The sequence below is a fragment of the Mesorhizobium erdmanii USDA 3471 genome (genome assembly GCF_000472705.1).
Taxonomy (GTDB): Bacteria; Pseudomonadota; Alphaproteobacteria; order Rhizobiales; family Rhizobiaceae; genus Mesorhizobium; species Mesorhizobium erdmanii.
The window spans coordinates 115570-132966 of the sequence record NZ_AXAE01000018.1 but is presented as its reverse complement, the minus strand read 5'-3'; the positions used below and the strand labels follow the sequence as shown (position 1 = coordinate 132966).

Annotated in this window: 8 protein-coding genes and 1 pseudogene; 5 read left to right on the top strand and 4 right to left on the bottom strand. The window is 62.3% G+C overall.

Features of this window, described 5'->3' with window-relative positions; all coding sequences use genetic code 11:
- Positions 1-270: 270 nt before the first annotated feature.
- The 5 genes and pseudogenes from A3AU_RS1000000136880 (at position 271) to A3AU_RS0115555 (ending at position 12240) form a co-directional block, all read left to right on the top strand.
- A pseudogene (locus A3AU_RS1000000136880) lies at positions 271-3562 on the top strand (DEAD/DEAH box helicase).
- Positions 3559-5298 (top strand): phospholipase D-like domain-containing protein, encoded by a 1740-nt coding sequence (locus tag A3AU_RS0115570; protein WP_027053668.1) that lies wholly within the window; start codon positions 3559-3561, stop codon positions 5296-5298. Before A3AU_RS1000000136880 ends, A3AU_RS0115570 begins: the two are co-directional and overlap by 4 nt.
- Positions 5299-5685: 387 nt before the next feature.
- Entirely contained in the window at positions 5686-6336 is a 651-nt protein-coding gene (locus A3AU_RS01000000135545; protein WP_245235498.1) for a hypothetical protein, read from the top strand.
- Positions 6337-6346: 10 nt separating this feature from the next.
- On the top strand, positions 6347-8953 hold the full coding sequence (locus A3AU_RS0115560; RefSeq protein WP_027053667.1) for a PD-(D/E)XK nuclease family protein: 2607 nt from the start codon (positions 6347-6349) through the stop codon (positions 8951-8953).
- A complete protein-coding gene (locus A3AU_RS0115555; protein ID WP_027053666.1) occupies positions 8950-12240 on the top strand; it encodes a UvrD-helicase domain-containing protein in 3291 nt (1096 codons plus the stop codon). Before A3AU_RS0115560 ends, A3AU_RS0115555 begins: the two co-directional genes overlap by 4 nt.
- Here the strand turns inward: A3AU_RS0115555 and A3AU_RS0115550 are convergent, their stop codons facing one another.
- The 4 genes from A3AU_RS0115550 to A3AU_RS0115535 form a co-directional block, all read right to left on the bottom strand.
- Positions 12241-13659, bottom strand: a complete 1419-nt coding sequence (locus tag A3AU_RS0115550; RefSeq protein WP_027053665.1) for a UvrD-helicase domain-containing protein — start codon at positions 13657-13659, stop codon at positions 12241-12243.
- Entirely contained in the window at positions 13646-15367 is a 1722-nt protein-coding gene (locus A3AU_RS0115545) for an ATP-dependent nuclease (RefSeq protein WP_027053664.1), read from the bottom strand. Before A3AU_RS0115545 ends, A3AU_RS0115550 begins: the two co-directional genes overlap by 14 nt.
- A gap of 136 nt (positions 15368-15503) precedes the next feature.
- Positions 15504-16616 carry a nucleotidyl transferase AbiEii/AbiGii toxin family protein gene (locus A3AU_RS0115540; RefSeq protein WP_027053663.1) on the bottom strand — a complete coding sequence of 371 codons (1113 nt, stop codon included), beginning with the start codon at positions 16614-16616 and terminating at the stop codon, positions 15504-15506.
- Positions 16597-17337: a DUF6088 family protein gene (locus A3AU_RS0115535; RefSeq protein ID WP_027053662.1), complete on the bottom strand. Its 741-nt coding sequence runs from the start codon at positions 17335-17337 to the stop codon at positions 16597-16599. Before A3AU_RS0115535 ends, A3AU_RS0115540 begins: the two co-directional genes overlap by 20 nt.
- Between the last annotated feature and the right edge of the window lie 60 nt (positions 17338-17397).

Below are 17397 nucleotides of genomic sequence, written 5' to 3'. Positions count from 1 at the left end.
GGAAGCGAGCCCAGTCGCCATACGTCGTGCTCATCACCCGCGATTTGGTTTACCCCAGTTTTGTTGCCATCTCAAACGGCGTCGCGGCCTCGAATCTGCTAAGCAGAAGTATTCAAGGGCGCAAACCATATGGCTGCAGTCAACAAGAAGAGTAATCCGCCGTTAGATGCACGTTTCAAATTCGCAGAAGACTCGTTCGCACGGTTGACGGGAGGGTGGGATTCTCACCTTCGTACTGCTGTCGGGTCTGCGGACGGCGAGGCGTACCTACTGCGCTTGTTCAAGAAGACGGGCACCGCCCTCGACGATGATTTGCGGGCAATTGTCGCCCGTGGCCTGAGACGGATTCGACGGGTGCTTTCTTCTCGTCGTGCTCGAGACGTGCTGGTTGAAGTTCTCGAAGTTGCGGAAGACCAACACGAGCTTGCTATCGTAATGGTCGACCCCGGCAGTCCGATTTCCGGACCATCACAGCGCCGCAGGACAAGGCAGGGGCGCTATCTGACAAGCGCAAGTCGTGGCGTCTTCTGGCGGAACATGGTCCGCGTCGCAGAAGCGCTCACTCTATGTCATGACGCCGGCATTGTGCACGGTGGCGTCAGCATGCATTCGATATTCTCACACCGAGACGATGGTGCCGACTATCGTCTCGGTGGTGTCGAGGCGTGCGTCCCATATTTCGGATGGCGATCTCAAAGAGTCCGGGCACCTGCTTCGCGCCTTCGCCGCGATCTCGTTCCGGCAGGACTGGATCGACTTGGCCGCGGTTGCCGGCGAGCTCCTCGGCCTCGATGGCGACAACCCTCCCCAGCTTCTGTCCGTCGAACGCCGAATGCTGGAGCGGCTGGCCAGTCCACCGCAGTTCCAGCTCTTCGATGGTGCAGTAGTCCTCGACGAGCTACGAAACGTCGTCATCGAACTCGACAGGGTCGGTTCGAGCTCGGATGGGGAACTGGTTCTCTATCCCTCAAAGGGTGTGGTTCAAAGCGATTTGCCCGCCCTGTCTTCGGGCACCATACCCGCTGCCGATGGGGCAGCGATTATGCAGTTTGTCGCCGACGACCTGCTCTCCGCCGGCGTCAGCCTCGTTCCGGATCGGCAGGACACCGCACGTCTCATGACCGATCTCGCGATCTACAATGTTCGGCTCATGAGCGACTTCGTCGGAGTGATCGAAGGCGCGCACCAGCGTCGCGCAAATGAATGGATGCATGGTGCGGTCGACATAGTCCATCGATTGCATCTCTCCCGTAATCGAGCGAGCGCCGAAGAGCGGGTTCAGAACCTCGGGCCAGGCGCCAAGCGCTGGCGCGACCTCCTGGAACCCGTCCGGTCTGGCGACGGCACGGCCGACGTTCCGATATGGTTCGCTCTCATCCTTCTCGAAGCCTTCACCCTGCTGAGGGAACAGTTTCGCCTCTATCCCGTCGACGTCATCGCCCCAGCAAACGCCGAGGCGAACGTCCTCTGGCTGGCGCCCCACGATGACGCAGAACGTGATGCTCAACGCGAAACCATAGGGTTACGCCCGGCAGCCGAGGCGCTCAGGCGCGAATTGAAATATGACGACGGAAAGGCAAATTGGACGTTGTCACAATCGGCGCGCCTTGCAATGGGCCGCGAGCGTGTGCCTGAACTGAGCTACGAAGGCAGCGCCTTGATCAAAGGCAAGACCGCATTTGCTTTCGGAACCAACCTGTCGACCCAAGCCGGGCAACGGCTTTTTCTCCGGCCTCGCAGAGATACCGGTACCGAGCGGGCTATCCGGCGGCGGCTCCAGAATATTGTGGCCGCAAGGTCAAATGTCGAACTTCTGCGGGCGTTGGATGATCCGGCGCAGGTTGCCATGGATGAGGTGCTGCGCGACATCGCGACGCCCGGCCCGCCACCAACCGACATTGATATGGAGCGATCCAAGATCGAGGCATGGGAATCGATCGTCGCCGGCAGATCCATCAATGTGGTCGTCGGGCCGCCCGGCGTGGGCAAGACCTTTTTGATCTCACACCTCGTGAAGAGCATTTTGCATCAAACGCCCGATGCTCGTATCCTCGTGTCGTCTCAAAACCATGAAACGCTTGTCCACATGGAGGACGAGCTTCGCAAGTTCCTCCCTGCGACCTCCACGATCGTCGTTCGCGTCGAGCGATCGCGCTTCAGCGAGAAAGAGAGCACGCTAAGGCGGAGTTCGCATTCTTTGTTGCGATCCGTGTCGGAGCCGGACCCTGCCAGCGCCGCGATCATGACGAACCAGCTCAATCAAATCGTCCAGGCACTCAGACCTCTGGATACCTCGGAGCAGTCGATCGCCGACCGCGCCCTGCGTGACACGGACAATCTGATGCTGCGTTCGTCGGATGTGACGCTTGCAACCACGTCGTCGCATATTCTTGAGGAGATGATTGCCGATGGCGAGCAGTTCGACTGGGTCTTTATCGAGGAGGCAGCGCGGGCCAACGGCGCCGAATTGATCGGTGCTCTGCTCCTGGGAAACCGCAGGGTGATGATTGGCGATCACAACCAGCTGTCTCCCTTCGATGCGGCGGATCGCCAGAAGTTCTACGATTCCAGCCGGGCTAGCGAACTGCTGCGTGACGCGAAGGAGAAGCTCACCGCGATCTCCGACCTGCCGAGCGAGGTGGAGGTCGCCCTCGACGCGTTGAAGGCAGATCCCTTCCTGCTAAGCGACGTTCTCGCCATCGCGTCTCGTCTCGAAGAGCCGTTCAAATCAATTGCTGCGCGCGAAGAGATCAGGGCCGGGGACACCGGGCGCCCCAGCACGATCGCCAACACGCTGCGCGAGCAGAGCCGCATGCACCCGGCCATATGCGAACTGGTTTCCAACACGTTCTACAAACGGCTACTGCTGTCCTCAGATCGGGTGAAGGCTCGCAGGCCGGCCGTTGAGTGCGCCGACGGGTTTCCCGCTTCTCCGGTCGTGATTCTGGACGTCCCCTCGCTGAGCGTGGTCAAAAGAAGGGCATTCGAGGAAACGGCGAAGCGCTCGTATCGCAACGAGGTTGAGGCGACGGCAGTTCTGGCTGCCATGAAGAAGCTGCGGCCCGTCATACGCGAGGGCGAGCCGGTGCCGACGCTCGTCGTGCTGTCTCCGTATCTGGCGCAGGTCAATGACCTCGAACGACTGCTCAAGCCTGAGATCGACGTGTCCGCAGGCACCCTCTTCGGCTTCGCCAGCCCGCGGGGGGATGGAAAATTCGTCTACACCAGCGACAGTTTCCAGGGTGGCGAGGCCGATGTCGTCGTCGCCAGCCTTGTGCGCAACAACGTCCTGGTCGGCACGAGAGCCCTTGGCTTCATCAAGAACCCTCAGCGCCTGAACGTTTTGCTCAGTCGCGCCAAGCACAAGCTCGTCCTCGCAACCAGCCGGCAGTTCATCCGTAATGCGGTAGAGGGGATCGACCCCGACTCGGTGAGCGACGAACTCGGCTTTCTGCGGATCATGCTCGATGAAATCACCCGCTTGTCCGAGACCGACTTTCCGGCGGTCGGCAAGGGCGCCTCCGTCGTCCCTGTCGATGAGCAGGGGAGGCTACCCCGGTGAACAACATCTACATCCCGGCCTGGCACTATCGGGCACCCGGCATCGTCCAGCGGACCTGGGGATGGAGCCCGGTCGAGGAAATGATCCTGCTGTCACTCGACCGAAGCCCCGGAACGATCAATGATGTCTCCCAGACGCTCAAGATGCCCCGACAGGTGGTCGGCTCGACCGTCGCCCGGCTCATGCAATTCGGACTTGTCGAAGTCCGGCTGTCGCCGCAACCGGTTCTGGTCACCAGCAGCATTGGTCATGACTTCATACGCACAGGGCGCGCACTTCCCGAACGCTCGGCCGATCGCGAAATCGGCATCAGCGTCGTCTACGAGAAGGTCGGCTTGTCGGTTTTCAGGACGAGGGACGTTGATACGATCCCGGCCACCAAACTGCCCGCCACAGGCGCAATCATCAGGTTTCCGGAAGGCGAGCCACCCGAGACGCACTACTCGATGATGCAGCGCGTCAACGAGTTCATGGTCGGCATGCTCAGGCCAGGCGAATGGCTGCGGGGCGTACAGGCCAACAGCTCGTTCCTCGAGGCAAAGTTCCTCGTGCTCGATCTCGACGAGGTGGGCGCGGGCGTATTCCCACCAGGCGCGAGCGACCAACTCATTGATGCCCTCAAAGGGACGATCAAGACCGGCATTCTACCGAAAACCACGACCGCGCCGCCAGAGGGTCCCGTGTCCGTCGGGACCCGCTTTGGGGTCGATCAGCTTGTTGTGGGTGCCGAGCAGCACTTGCAGCGCTTTGAGGAGATTGTCGGCGCCGCAAAGTCCAACGTATTTATCCTGTCCACTTTCGTGGCGTCGCAGTCCGACGAAAAGGGGAGGGATCGCCGGGAACGCATTATCCGCGCGCTGGAGGACGCGTGCAGGCGGGGCGTCAGATGCCACCTCTTCTTCGGTACCTCGCTCGATCGCGCCAAGCATGCCGCGGCGATGCAGGAACTCTATCTGCGCTTGTCCGCCGCAAGGCAAACCAGGGGATATCTCCTGGTGCAGAGGAATCCTGTCGACAGCCATGCCAAGTTCCTCGTCGCCGACGACGGTCACGATGGAGCAGTCGTGCTTATGGGCTCGTGCAATTGGTTCCACTCCCCGTTCTCCGCCGTTGAAGTCTCGGCCGAACTCAGAGAGGCCAACGCGGTCGCAGAAGGGCTGGATCTGCTGCGTGAGATCGTTTCCAAACTTTCCAGTGCCAGCCGATCAGTGGAAACACTTCTGTTCATGGCATCCGAACTGCGGCGCCAACGGAACATGCTGTCGGCCCCCGAGGAGACGCAAGCGCCGGCAGCCACACTGACGATTCTGCTTGCCGCTGACCACCAGCGCCTGCTGCGCGCCGCAGCCCACGATGCGCAACAGCGTTTCATCTGCTGTACGAACAAGGTCGGCGCGAACATGGTGCCTGCGCTATTCGATCCGGCGGAGGTCGCCGGTCGGCGTCTGAGCGATGTCCGGATCTACTATTCGCGCCGCACCGGCCCAGTGAAGCGCAGCCATGTCACAAAGCACCGGGAAAGGCTCCATGGCATAGTGGACCTCACAGGTGTGCCCGAACCGCAGCTGCATGCGAAGTTTTTGGCCTGGGACACGGACCATGTCGTTGTCAGCAGCCTGAACTGGGGGTCCCAGTCTGGGCTCGAGGACAACCCGCTCGATGAAATCGGCCTCTATCTGGAGGGGCCGAGCCTGGCGACGTCGCTGCTCGAGAAATTCGAGGCCGAACTCGGATGATGGCCGGCGCCAGTCGCTCATTGCACGTGCCGGCCGCAAAGGCCGCCCTCAGACGGACCGCATGCGCAAAGCGGTTCAGTAGCGCGCCGAGGCTTCCTTCACCTCCGAATGACGGAAGTCCCGATCACGAACACACATCACCGACTATCTTCGTGTCAAACACAGAAGGCGGGCCATGTCGTCTCAAGAACCTCGCTTGAGGTCGTATGCCCCCGATGCTGGGCGACGATCGCCGAAACCATTGAAGAGGTTCCGAGCTATGATGTCCTGGCGGACCGCGAATCCGACGGGCAAGGCTACGCCGAACAAACGGTTACATGCTCCGGATGCGACCAGAAATTCGCAGTCGGTATCCGGAATACTGGGGGCCGCCTCGTGGCGAACCTGATGAATGAAAATATCCATGTGAGCGTGATCGATGATCCGGTCAACACTCCCGAGGACCCATGGGAGGTGGAAGCGTATCAGCGCGAGAACCTACCGAGCGACCCGGCACAGATCTTCAAATTTGCGACCTACGACATCGGTCATATCGCCGCCGAGATGGAGGGGCGGGGCCTCATTGACGAGCTGAACCGCATGCTGCTCGTCCAGTACTTTTCCGCCATCGAAGCATACCTCAGCGATCGTCTCATCAGACTGGTGCTCGATGATCCGAAGGCAATGTCAGCGTTGGTGAAGGGCAACAAGGAGTGGGTTGCCGACAAGATCGAAGTCGTTGAACTCGCGTCCAATCCGAACGCTTTTCGCGATTGGGTACACATGCGGCTGCGCGAGCTGATGTACCATAACTTCGTGAAGATCGATCATTACTACCGGAGCGCCCTCGGCTCGACCATTTTTCCAGATGAGGCGACCAAGAAAGCGCTTATGGGGTTCGTGCCCGTGCGGCACGATTGCGTCCATCGCTACGGCCGCGATCACGACGGTCGGGAGCGATCCTTAAGCAAGCCTGACCTCGAGAGGTTGAGCGAAGCCCTCGAAGGCATGGTCACTCATATCGAGGCCGCATTCGCTCGGCGGGGAGAGGCTGGCTGAGGCGGGCACCATGTCTATTCATTCTGTAGTTGTCGACGGGCCGCTGGCGTTGCGGATGCAACGGCTCGATGCCGCTCGTGAAGGAGCCACCGGGCGCCAGATACTGACCCTTCCCCTTCTTGCCGCCCGCCTCGCGGGCGGCTTTATCGCGCCGGCGTCACAGGAGATCTTGTATCCCGCAATAAGACAGGCTCTCGACGCTGGCGGATACGAAGACATCGGCAAGGTTTCCGGCTTGCCCGGAATGCCATCGGCCGTGCTCTCTGCGCTCCGGAGCTGGTGGGACGCCGGCACCCCAACGAGCATACCGGACAACGCCCGTCTTCGGGACTTCACCGTGCTGGAACGACGGGTGCGAGAGACATTGCCTCCGGGGACAATGGTGCCGCCCGATCTCTTTGAAGCGGCAGTAAAGCGCCTGCATCTCGCGCCGAAATTGCTCGGTCCAGTCACCATTCACGAGGTTCCCGATATCCGGCCCGTCTGGCGCCAGTTCCTCGCCCAACTTTGTGACGTTGTTCCAGTCCGATGGGTTGCGTCGTCCCACAGTCGACGGAGCTGGTTTCCCGGAAGGACGGAAACCGCACCCGCGGGATTGAGTCTTCTCGCCGCGGCCGATGTCTGCGCCGATCCGCGAAGTGAAGTGCGCGAAGCGCTTCGGTGGGCCCGCGCGCGGATAGCCGAGGACGGCATCCCTCCAGAAGAGATCGCCATCACAGCAGCCTCGCCGACAACCTGGGACGACACATTCCTCGTGCTCGCGCGTGAGGCGGGGCTCCCCTTGCATTTCAGCCATGGCATTCCGGCTTTGGCGACCCGCGAAGGCCAGATCTGCGCAGCGCTCGCTGACATCCTGTTGCGGGGTCTTTCCCAGGAGCGGGTCCGCCTTTTATTGGCCCGCGTCCCCCCGGCGCGCGAGAACATTCCGCTCGATTGGGCAAAGGGTTTGAGGCGCAGCGCTGCGCTGACGAGACTACAGCTGTGGCAGCACGCCCTCGAGCGGGCGCGCGCCGAGCGGGCTGATGGCGATGTTGCCGAGCGGACATTGCTGCCGGTTCTCGAGCTCCTGGCTGGTGGGATTTCGGAGGCGGATCGGGCGGGACGGCGGCTGTTGCGCGGGCCGGCGCTGAGCTTGTGGCAGGACACCCTGCGCATGGCGCCCCCACAGGCGATCGAATTGTCGCTGCAGGCGTTGCGTGTCGATGACGGGCAAGAACCCGGCAACACCATCGTCTGGGGACCCGCCCACCATCTGGCGGGCGCACCGCGGAAGCACGTCCGCCTTCTCGGCCTCGAAGCGAACGCCTGGCCACGGCGGGCGATCGAAGACCCGCTGCTTGCCGAGCATCTCCTCGAGGACATTCGGCTTCCATCGGCAGATATCGCCGACGACGATCGGATGATGCACGATATCATCGTCAACCAATCCGCCGACTACACCCTGTCGCGCGGAAATAGGAGCGCAACAGGTGCGCTGCAGGCTGCGAGCACGCTATGGCGTCGCGACCAAGAAAGAATTGTTGGTCGAAGCGCCATCCCTCGACACGCGTTCAGTCAAAGCGATCGTCTATATGCAAGGCCGGCCGATGCCGGCAAGCAACCGCAGGTTCGGTCCAGCCGCGCCTGCTGGCGCGCCTGGCAGAACAGCGATCGCCATACCGCCCATGACGGGCTCGTTCGAGCCAATCATCCATTGATCGTCGGCGCACTCGCCGACGTGCAATCGACGACGTCGCTCGATCGCCTTCTTTGCGATCCGCTCGGATTTGTCTGGGAGTACGCACTGCATTGGCGCGAGCCCAACCTCGACCCTCAACCGTTAGCGCTCGATCATCGGTCATTCGGCGAGCTCGTCCACGCCCTTATTGGAGGAGTGCTGCGCAATGGTGCGCCGCGCAATGTCGATGAAATCGAGATCGCCCTTGCGGATGAAGCCAACCGGCTCAGCGACGCCTGGCCGATCGCACGAGCCGTCCCACCAGGACTCCTCTGGCGCCATACCATGTCATTGGCGCGCGAACGCGCATCGCGCGGGCTGAGAGATGCTCTCGGTGAACCGCGCGGCACGAGCTGGACCGAACTCGCCTTCGGCGAGGCCACCGATGGGGCTCATCCTTGGACCACGCCCATGCCGGTACCAATCGGGACAACCGGTGTGGCGTTTCGCGGCCGGATCGATCGACTCGACGAAGACGGATCCAAGGGCTCGGCCATCATAACCGACTACAAGGCGGGAGCGGCACCGGAGCGCAAGAAAACCGTCGTCTTCGATCGAGGAACGGAGCTCCAACGCGTTTTCTATGCCCTAGCCGCCAGATCGTTGCTGCCGGATGTTCGAAACATCGAGTCGCGGCTGACCTATCTCCGGCACGAGCCCGCCCGCACATTGAATCTGGTACATGATGAACTGGTGACCGCAATCGAGCAGGCCGTCTCATTCACGGCGGCCGGGGTCGAACTTCAGCGGAGCGGTCAAATTGCGCCGGGTCCCCAGCCGGAGTTCTTCGATTCTATCTCGGTCGCTCTTCCGTCGGACCTGGAGGCCTACCGCCGGATCAAGCAACGGCCCTTCGCGCAGGTGAACAGCCAGCTTTCCAGGCTTTGGAGCAGTCCGTGACAATACCTGACCTAGCCGCTCGCAGGCGCGCACTGACGGATTTCAGCTCCAACATACTGGTCGAGGCGGCGGCCGGCACCGGGAAGACGGCCTTGATGGCGGCGCGTGTCGCGATGATGATAGCGAGCGGGATTGAGCCCTCCAAAATCGCCGCCATTACCTTTACCGAACCAGCAGCAAGCGAACTCGAAGCGCGCATTCGCTGGACGATCGGAAAGCTTCGCGCTGGAAAGATCCCGCCGGCGCTTGCCAAAATAGTCACCGACCGGTTGGGCGCTGACGAGCTTGAACATCTTGAGGACGCGGCCCCGCGTCTGGATGAAATTACGGCGACGACAATCCACGGGTTCTGCCAGGGCATCCTTCGCTCGCATGGGCTGGCCGCCGGTCTCGATCCCGGATCGCGGGTCGTCGACGGGACCGTCGCCGAAGCCCTTTTCGATGAAGTGCTCTCCGAATGGCTGAAGGGCAAGCTGACGGACGGTGCAGACGAAGATGGAGCGATCGCTACCGTGGCCAAGGACGATCCGCTTGGCGTCGTCGAGCGCATTCGCGAACTTGCCATGCTGCGCCGAGACCATCGCACTGCGACTGCGCCTTCACCGGATCTTTCATCCCGGCCAGACCTGACATTTGCCGATGCCGTCGCAGCGTTTTCCCGGTGGCACGCGGCTGGGCCTGGCGAAACAGGCACAGCGGACCTGATCGATGACTTGGAGCTGCTTGCCGCATTTTATAAGGAGGCCCTGGCGAATACCGACTTCGCAGCCCTGTGGCGCTTGACCCAGCCGCCGCGCATCGGTGCGATGCGGCCAAAGTCCATCGACCTGCAGCCTTACGGCAGAACAACGGCCTGGAAGAGCGTCCTTGGAGCGGTCGAGGGTCAGCGCCGGGCCGCCGAGGCGACCGCTCAGTTTGAGCAGGTCAGTGCCGCCTATCGCGTGTTGATCGGATCGATCGCGCAGAGGCTCGTACACGAACTGGCCGCGCTCTTGAGCGAAGTCATCGAGGCATATGACCGACGCAAACGAGATGCTGCGGTCCTCGATTTTGACGATCTGCTTTTGCAAGCGCGCGTCCTTGTCTGCGAGCATCCTGAGATACGGGATTGGCTCGCCGGCCGCTACCCGCACCTTCTCGTCGACGAATTCCAGGATACCGACCCGCTACAGGCCGAGATCGTCTTCTGCATCGCTGCCGCCACTCGGCCTGCCCGATGGGAAGAGGCGCAGCTTCGTCCCGGTGCGTTGTTTCTGGTCGGCGATCCGAAGCAGGCCATCTATCGGTTTCGCGGCGCCGATATCGAGGCCTACGCCCTCGCAAAGTCGGTCATCGAGAAATCATCCAATGGCTGCTTGCTTGCCGTCACCGCCAATTTCCGGTCTCGCTCGGAAGTCATCGAGCACGTCAATCAGGTGTTTAAAGAGGTGCTCGCAAAGCCGGGGCAACCGGGTTTCGTACCCTTGACGGCAACCGTGAATCCGCCGCCGCTGCCATTCCCTGCTGCTGCCAAGCTGACGATCGACGTCCCGCGCGATGCCCGTGCCGAAGAGCAGCGCGAGGGGGAGGCGGCGGCGGTGGCCGAACTGTGCGCCCGCTTGATCGGGGCACTTACGATCACCGAGGCGGACGGCACCGACAGGCGTCTGCGCGCCGGTGACATTGCCCTGCTCGCCCCGACCCATACCGATCTCTGGCGCTACGAGCGCGCGCTTGAAGGACAAGGGATCGCTGTCGCATCACAAGCAGGCAACGCGCTGTTCCGGCGACAGGAGTTGCAAGACCTTCTCGCCCTGGTCCGAATCTTGGCGGACCCCTTGGACACGCTCGCATTCGGCGCCCTCATGCGTGGTCCGCTTGTGGGGCTGACCGACGAAGAGCTGCTGGACATCACCGCGGCCCTCCAGCCCGACGCCGATGCGCGCCGGCGATTCCAGCTTCGGACATCCGCTGACGACGTGGTCCATCCCCTTGCACGGGACATGCTCGTAAAGCTCCAAGGTCTGCATCGTCTCGCGGCGGAACTCACGCCCATGCAGTTGCTCGCCTACGCGATCGAGCGCCTGGACCTTCGGGTTGTGATGGCCGCCCGGCACGGCCAACGCAACCCCCGCGCACTGGCGAATCTCGATGCCATCGTCGAGCTTGCACGACCGTATGGAGTTGCGGGCCTGCGCGCATTTGCTCTCGATCTCCAGCGTGGGTGGCAACGCAAGCGCCGCCACCCCGAGGGTAGGGTGGATGTTTCCGGCGACTCGGTCGAAATCGTCACCATGCACAGTGCGAAGGGTCTAGAATGGCCGGTTGTCATCACGGTGAACTCCTCCACCCGCTTCAAGCCTCAGGACCAGTTCGTCTATCGGCAGTCGGATGACACGATCCATTGGATCGTCGGGGGCATCGAGCCGCCAGAGCTTGCGGCCGCCCGCGAAGAGGAGGAGTTCCGCGAAGCCAGGCAGCGTGAGCGGCTGTGGTATGTGGCGACCACACGTGCCCGCGACTTGCTGGTCATCCCCGACCTGCCAGGGGCATCCTCGCGCTCATGGTCGCGCGTGATGGATCTTGGCCAGAAGCGCCTGACCGAGCTTCAAACTGACTCATTGCCGGCCCCTGTGGCCAGCCCGGCGCATGCCGACACGAACGAACAGACAGAGGCGGTCTTTGCGACTGAGGCCGAGCGGATCGATGCGGCCTCAGCACCGATTATCTGGGACCGTCCGAGCGAGCGCGACCCGGACCGCAGCGCCGACACGATTGACAGCTTCGTCGTGGATATAACGTCAGACGGCCAACGCATAATCGGGGCGGGGGCACTGCGTGGTAACGTCCTGCATAAGCTCATGGAAGAGCTTCTCAACGGTGAACTGCCCTTGGCCCGGGAAGAAGTGACCCAACGTGCGTCCGAACTGCTGGGTCAATTGCAAACTCTCGTCGATGACGAGGCGGAAGCGGCCGGGCCGGATCCGGTCGAGATGGCCGCCACGGCGCTGCGCACACTCGGCCTGCCGGAGCTCACCCCATTTGTTTCACGGCTGGTTCCCGAAATCCCACTCTGGGCCGCCAGCCCGCCACGCTTCCTTGCTGGCCGAGCGGATGCTGTCGTGATGGAGGGGGATCGGATCGCCCTGGTCGTCGATTGGAAATCAGATGTGAATCCGGACGCGGCCGCACAAGGCGCGCACGCGGCGCAGCTGCGGGACTACCTCGTGGTGACCGGCGCCGAGCGTGGCGCCGTCGTCTATATGTCGTCGGGGCACCTTGTGTGGATCGAACCCCGTTCGCCCTGATCACCAGGCCGGATTGAGGATCGGTGACGGGGAGCAGACCAGCACCCGACGCGATCCTCTGGTCATGGCGACGTAGAGATTTCGGGCGTTCAGGGCGCCGGCATTGAGCACCACGGAGATGTCGGCCTCGAGCCCCTTGAGCAGCAGCGTGCTGCCGACCGAGCGTCTGGCCAGCGGTCGACCCACAAGCCGCGACTGCTCACGGATTGCAACCGTCGCTTCCTGGAAGGACGGTCCCCCGGCCGATCCCGCCAGCTGCAAGGCTCGCTGCGCCGCCGCAAGGACCGCCGGCCGATAGCATCGCACCCCACCTGCCCGGTTGATGGCAACGAGAAGATCGGTAACGCGGAAGAGCGTTCGCTCCTCCTCAAAAGCGACGGCCGCCTGCTCCATATCTGACAAGGCACGGCCAAGTGTGCCCGCCCTGGCCGATGCAATCGTCCGCACCAGGTCGGCCGCGGAAAAGTTGCTCATCAGGTTCTCAGCGAAGTCGGCCACGACGGATAGGGCTCGGGTGTCGCTGATATCGAAAGATGCCCCAAAATCGGTGAGGTCACGCAAGTCCACGGCTTCGACAGTCACCGCGCCATCCACCTGGCGCGCAAACCGACGTTGTCCGCGGGGATCGGTGCTATCGCCAATGATTAACACCTTCGTATCGCCAGGCGCTTCCACGGCGGCCGCGGCGACACGAAGCGCATCGTCACGCCGACCGTCGAGCTGGATCCACTGAACACCGGCAGGCGCCGTGCGCAGGTCAATCGGTGCGCCCTTGGCAAGGTCCCCTCGTATGGAGAGCAACCAATTGCCTAGGTCTGCTGCACCGGCATTGTTCCACCGCCAGGGCGTCGTCAGCTCCCCGGACACCGGAAAGAATGCGATGACCTCTGTATTCCAGTCCGCCAGGCGGTCAGCCCCGAATCCGAAGATCGATTGGAACGGGTCTCCCACAATGGCAGTCGGCAGGCTCTGAGCGAGCCAGGTCACGAGCGCATGCTGGCGGATCGAGCAATCCTGGTACTCGTCCACAAACAGCCTTTCGTAGCTGGCCGCGAGGATATCATGCACATGACCAGCTGCGACAAGCCGGGCGGCGGCATCCCGAATCGCTTCGTAATTGGGCCGCCCGCCAGTCACGATCCGAGGGTCGTGTCCCGCCCGCTGTGGGAATGTTGATATGAGGCGGATCGCGAAACCGTCCAGAGTCGTGGCACGGTAGACGGCCGGTTTCACGCCCGCCTTTTCCAGACGACCGCGCAGCGCTGCGACACCCGCATTGGTATGGGTCAGCACCAGGATCGGCTTCGCGCCGCCGTGTCGGGCAAGGGCGTCCGTGATGAGCTGCGTCTTGCCACAGCCGGCCGGTGCTATGACAAGACCGCGGCCGATGGCCCTTAGGTCGATCTCAGCGGCTGCCATCTTCGACCCAATTCAGCACGCCATCCATAACGCCGGTCAGGCTGGCATTGCTCTCACCATAGGCCGGCCCGACAATGGTCCGCCCGGCAATCTCCATGGCCGTAATGGTCTTCAGCCAGCCGAAGCGGGCCGCCGCATTGCCGAGGAGTACCCGGCTAACGGCACTGAAACCATCGATCAGCGCCTCGGTCTCCAAGGCGTCAAGTGTTTGGGCTCCGTTCGATATCGTCTTGATATGTGCCTCAACGAGCGCTCGGTCCTTTGTCTCGACGGCAAGATCTAACAGCCTGGCGGCGGGACCATCGGGAAGGGCGGCGAAGAGTTCCTGCTCCAGCGCTCGTCCGCCGCCCCAGGCGAAAACATTCCCTCCCCCGGCAAGGAAGGTCGCTTCCGCCGCCGCCGGCGCGAGCTTGTCACTATCGCGCAGAATGGCGACGCGATATCCCAGAGACTGCAACGCATTGGCGCGGCTGAAGGTCTCATCACCGTTGCCGTTGACGAGCGTGGCCCCACAAGCGGCCAAGGATATCTCACCCGTACTGGTAAAATGCTGATCCAGTCCGCGCATGAGCCCGATCTCGCTGCCGCCTTCGCACACGATGATCGAGGTGGCGAGCAGGGCGTGGGCGTGAACTCGGATCGTGCCCTGCACGTCGCCGGCGTCGCCGGCGCGAGTGACGACGTGCTCTCCGCCGCTATTGCGTCGCACGATATGCAGCTGATAGGCACTCAATTCCGTAACAGCCGTCGGGGAATGGCTCGTCGCGAACACCTGCAGCGGGGGAACGTCTTCTTTTGCACCAAGCGCTCCGAGCAACCGGATGATGCGGTGCGGCTCCAGACCATATTCAAGTTCATCGATCAGGAAGGTCGTAGCCTTGTCAGCAGCCTTTCGCTGCAACGCCGCGATAAGCAAACGCGACGAGCCCAGGCCGAGAGATCGCAGCGGTATGCCATTCTCATCGTGAAGAGAGATCGTGCCGCCCGTGAAGGTGACCGAGCCTGCATCGATGAGAGCCTGCACCGCCGCGCCGACTGGCACACCCATCTCGCCTGCAGCGGTCGTGACCAGCTTCAAGGACCCTTCGAGTTCCTTGAGTTCCTTCTGGTCGAAGGCGTCCCGCATTTGGCGGGCCAACCGGGTAAGTTCGCTCGATGTATCCGCCTTGCCATCTGAAAGTTTGCTCAGCACCGAACCGCGCCGCCACGTCAGGTGGGTGTCCCCGGTAACACCCAGACGCGCAGGCGCAATTCGGGTGCGATCGGCCCAGTTGAGATTCCGCGTGCGTCCCGCTGCCTGAGCGCGCGGGGATACAAGTGACCATTCCGGCTCGAGATCACTCTGCACCGTGAGTTGCAGGGTCAGCGCCGTTTCGATCCCGGCTCCCGGTTCGGGTTCGACAATGCCGGTGCCGGCGTTGAACCCTACGAGGAAATCGCCATAGGTGTCGATGCTCTTGAGCGGTTCATCGAGGGCACCAAGGGTCACGCAAATGCGGATGGGTTGATCAAAATCGACCGCATGAAAATCCGCATCCGTGAAGGACAGCGATCGCCGTGCGCCAAGGCACAGATCGATGGCGTCGAGGATGGTGGATTTCCCGCTGTCGCCCGGCCCAATCAGACAATTCATGCCTGGACCCGGCAACCATCGGAGCTTCTTGATGGCGCGAAAGTTCTCGATTTCGAGCACTCGAACCAATGTCATGCCATTCCACTCCCCCAGAACATGGCCGTGTCGGCTTTTTCCCTATGCCGTCCGCTCACCGACATGTTCAGTGACTGGTGGCATCTTTCTGCTCGACATGACGCAGGAGGTTCGACGCTGGCAAAGAGCGCGGCGCTCATGACGCCCCGACATCGGCCGGCGCGACGTTGAGATATTGCTCGAGCGCCTTGATGCTCGCCATGACCTCCGCAAAGGCCGGCGCCGTTCCGAAAATCATCGATGACATCCGCTGGTAGTCCGTCGCGAGCTTGGCCCGCATATCTTCCGTCGGAACCAGGCGATAGCTGCCTGGCACCGCGCGGTCGTAACGATGATCGGGCGCGCGAAACATCAGCTCCTTGTGCTGTCGGCAGGCCTCGGCAAGCTCGCGCATGGATGCCGTCGCGACGCCGTAATCGGGGTGCGTCCAGATCTGATGGACGTCGTAGTAGTGGCGTGAGTACCGATTGAGATCAGGCACGGGCCGCTCGGGATTGGCATCCTGACGCCGCTTTTCTGTCATCTCCGTCATCGCATGCAGGATCAGCACTTTCTCCCAGAAGGTCCGCTCGGGCCTCACCGTCGTCACGTTCCGAAAGGCGAGGCTTTCCCCGTCCGGCATTTCGGCGGCGATGTAGGGCACGATCTCGCGTGGCTCGGCCGGCTCGGGATCGGGACGCGCACCGCCTTCGATGCGGACCGCCGCTTGCACATAGCTGCCCGCGGACTCAAAGACGCTCTTGTAGCCAAGCACCAGGATGTCGAGCGCTTCCTTATTGCGATACAGATCAAAGCCGAAGCCCAGCGAAAAATGGCCAGGACGTCCGGCCGCCTCTTCGACGACCGCGAGCTCCCTGGTCAGCAGTTCTCTGAGCGGTCCGGAGATGTACTGCCGCGCTGCCTCGTCGACCTTCTCAGCGAGCGCGCGTTGCTGCTGATTGACGGAGGGCAGGGCGGCGATGTCCGCTTCCAGCGGGACATGCAGATCAGCTTTGTACATGCCGATGTCGATGTCCTCGGAGAACCGGCGCACCAATCCATACGCCTTGCTCAGGCTGGTGCCGCCCTTGAAATATAGACCAACCGGATCGTTCGGCCGGCGGTTGAACAGAAAGTCGAGCACCCAGCAGACGTAGAGGTCCTTTTCGATATTTGGCGCTTGGGTGCCCAAATGGGCGGCGACCGTCTCGAAGAGCGTACGGCGTTCGTCGACGCTCGAGCGCAGGATCTCAATGAACGTCTTCTGCATGATCGCCCTTCGCGGGTTCTGACTTCGGCGCGCTTTCGGTTTGATTCTCGACGATCCTGCGCGTGATTGTCTCTACCAGCGGATACATCCACGCGGGGACCGCATGAATGTTGTCGCGCAGGTCCTGAGCGATCTTGTCTCGATCGGGATTGCGCGACAGATGTCGAACGATCCCGTTGACGGCCGCATCGAAGCTCGATCGTTCATCCCGAAACCACGTCAGCGCCTGGATCACGCGCATGGCGGGCCGGCCGGCCCAGAATGCCGTCTTGGCCGAGATGCGCTTGAAGTCGAGTTTGTAGATGACGGGCCTGGTCGCCAGCGGATCGCCGGCGCTCGCCTCGATCTCGATTGTCCGCGGATAGGTGTCGGCATAGATCGTTGAGCGCGCCGGGACGGCTGTCGTCAGGCCGAGGTCGTTCGCGGCGGTCATTCCGTCGACGAGAACGCGCAGCTTGTCGCGCCGGGCAATGGCGTCGACAAACGAGGACCGGGGTGGAAACACCATCTTGCCGGTGAGCTTGCTGACGCTCGGCTTGTCATAGAGGCCGCGATGGGGTCGGCGGATGTCGCCCCGCAGTGTGAGCCGTTGCAGCGCCTTCTCAACGGCATTCGGTGTGCCGATGTCGAGAAAGTCGGCGCGCGACCATACGCCGGCCGGTGCCGCCTGGGTGATCCGGTCGTGAATGCGATCGAGCGTGTCCGAAGTCGGGTCTGGCATCTGAGCCGCCTTTCTGACCGAAGATTATATAGAAAAATTGGTCAGTAGCAATCGGCAACA

Coding starts and splice junctions, on each gene's coding strand:
- A3AU_RS01000000135545 (WP_245235498.1), top strand. CDS start 5,686: ATGAATGAAAATATCCATGTGAGCGTGATCGATGATCCGGTCAACACT.
- A3AU_RS0115560 (WP_027053667.1), top strand. CDS start 6,347: ATGTCTATTCATTCTGTAGTTGTCGACGGGCCGCTGGCGTTGCGGATG.
- A3AU_RS0115550 (WP_027053665.1), bottom strand. CDS start 13,659: ATGGCAGCCGCTGAGATCGACCTAAGGGCCATCGGCCGCGGTCTTGTC.
- A3AU_RS0115545 (WP_027053664.1), bottom strand. CDS start 15,367: ATGACATTGGTTCGAGTGCTCGAAATCGAGAACTTTCGCGCCATCAAG.
- A3AU_RS0115540 (WP_027053663.1), bottom strand. CDS start 16,616: ATGCAGAAGACGTTCATTGAGATCCTGCGCTCGAGCGTCGACGAACGC.
- A3AU_RS0115535 (WP_027053662.1), bottom strand. CDS start 17,337: ATGCCAGACCCGACTTCGGACACGCTCGATCGCATTCACGACCGGATC.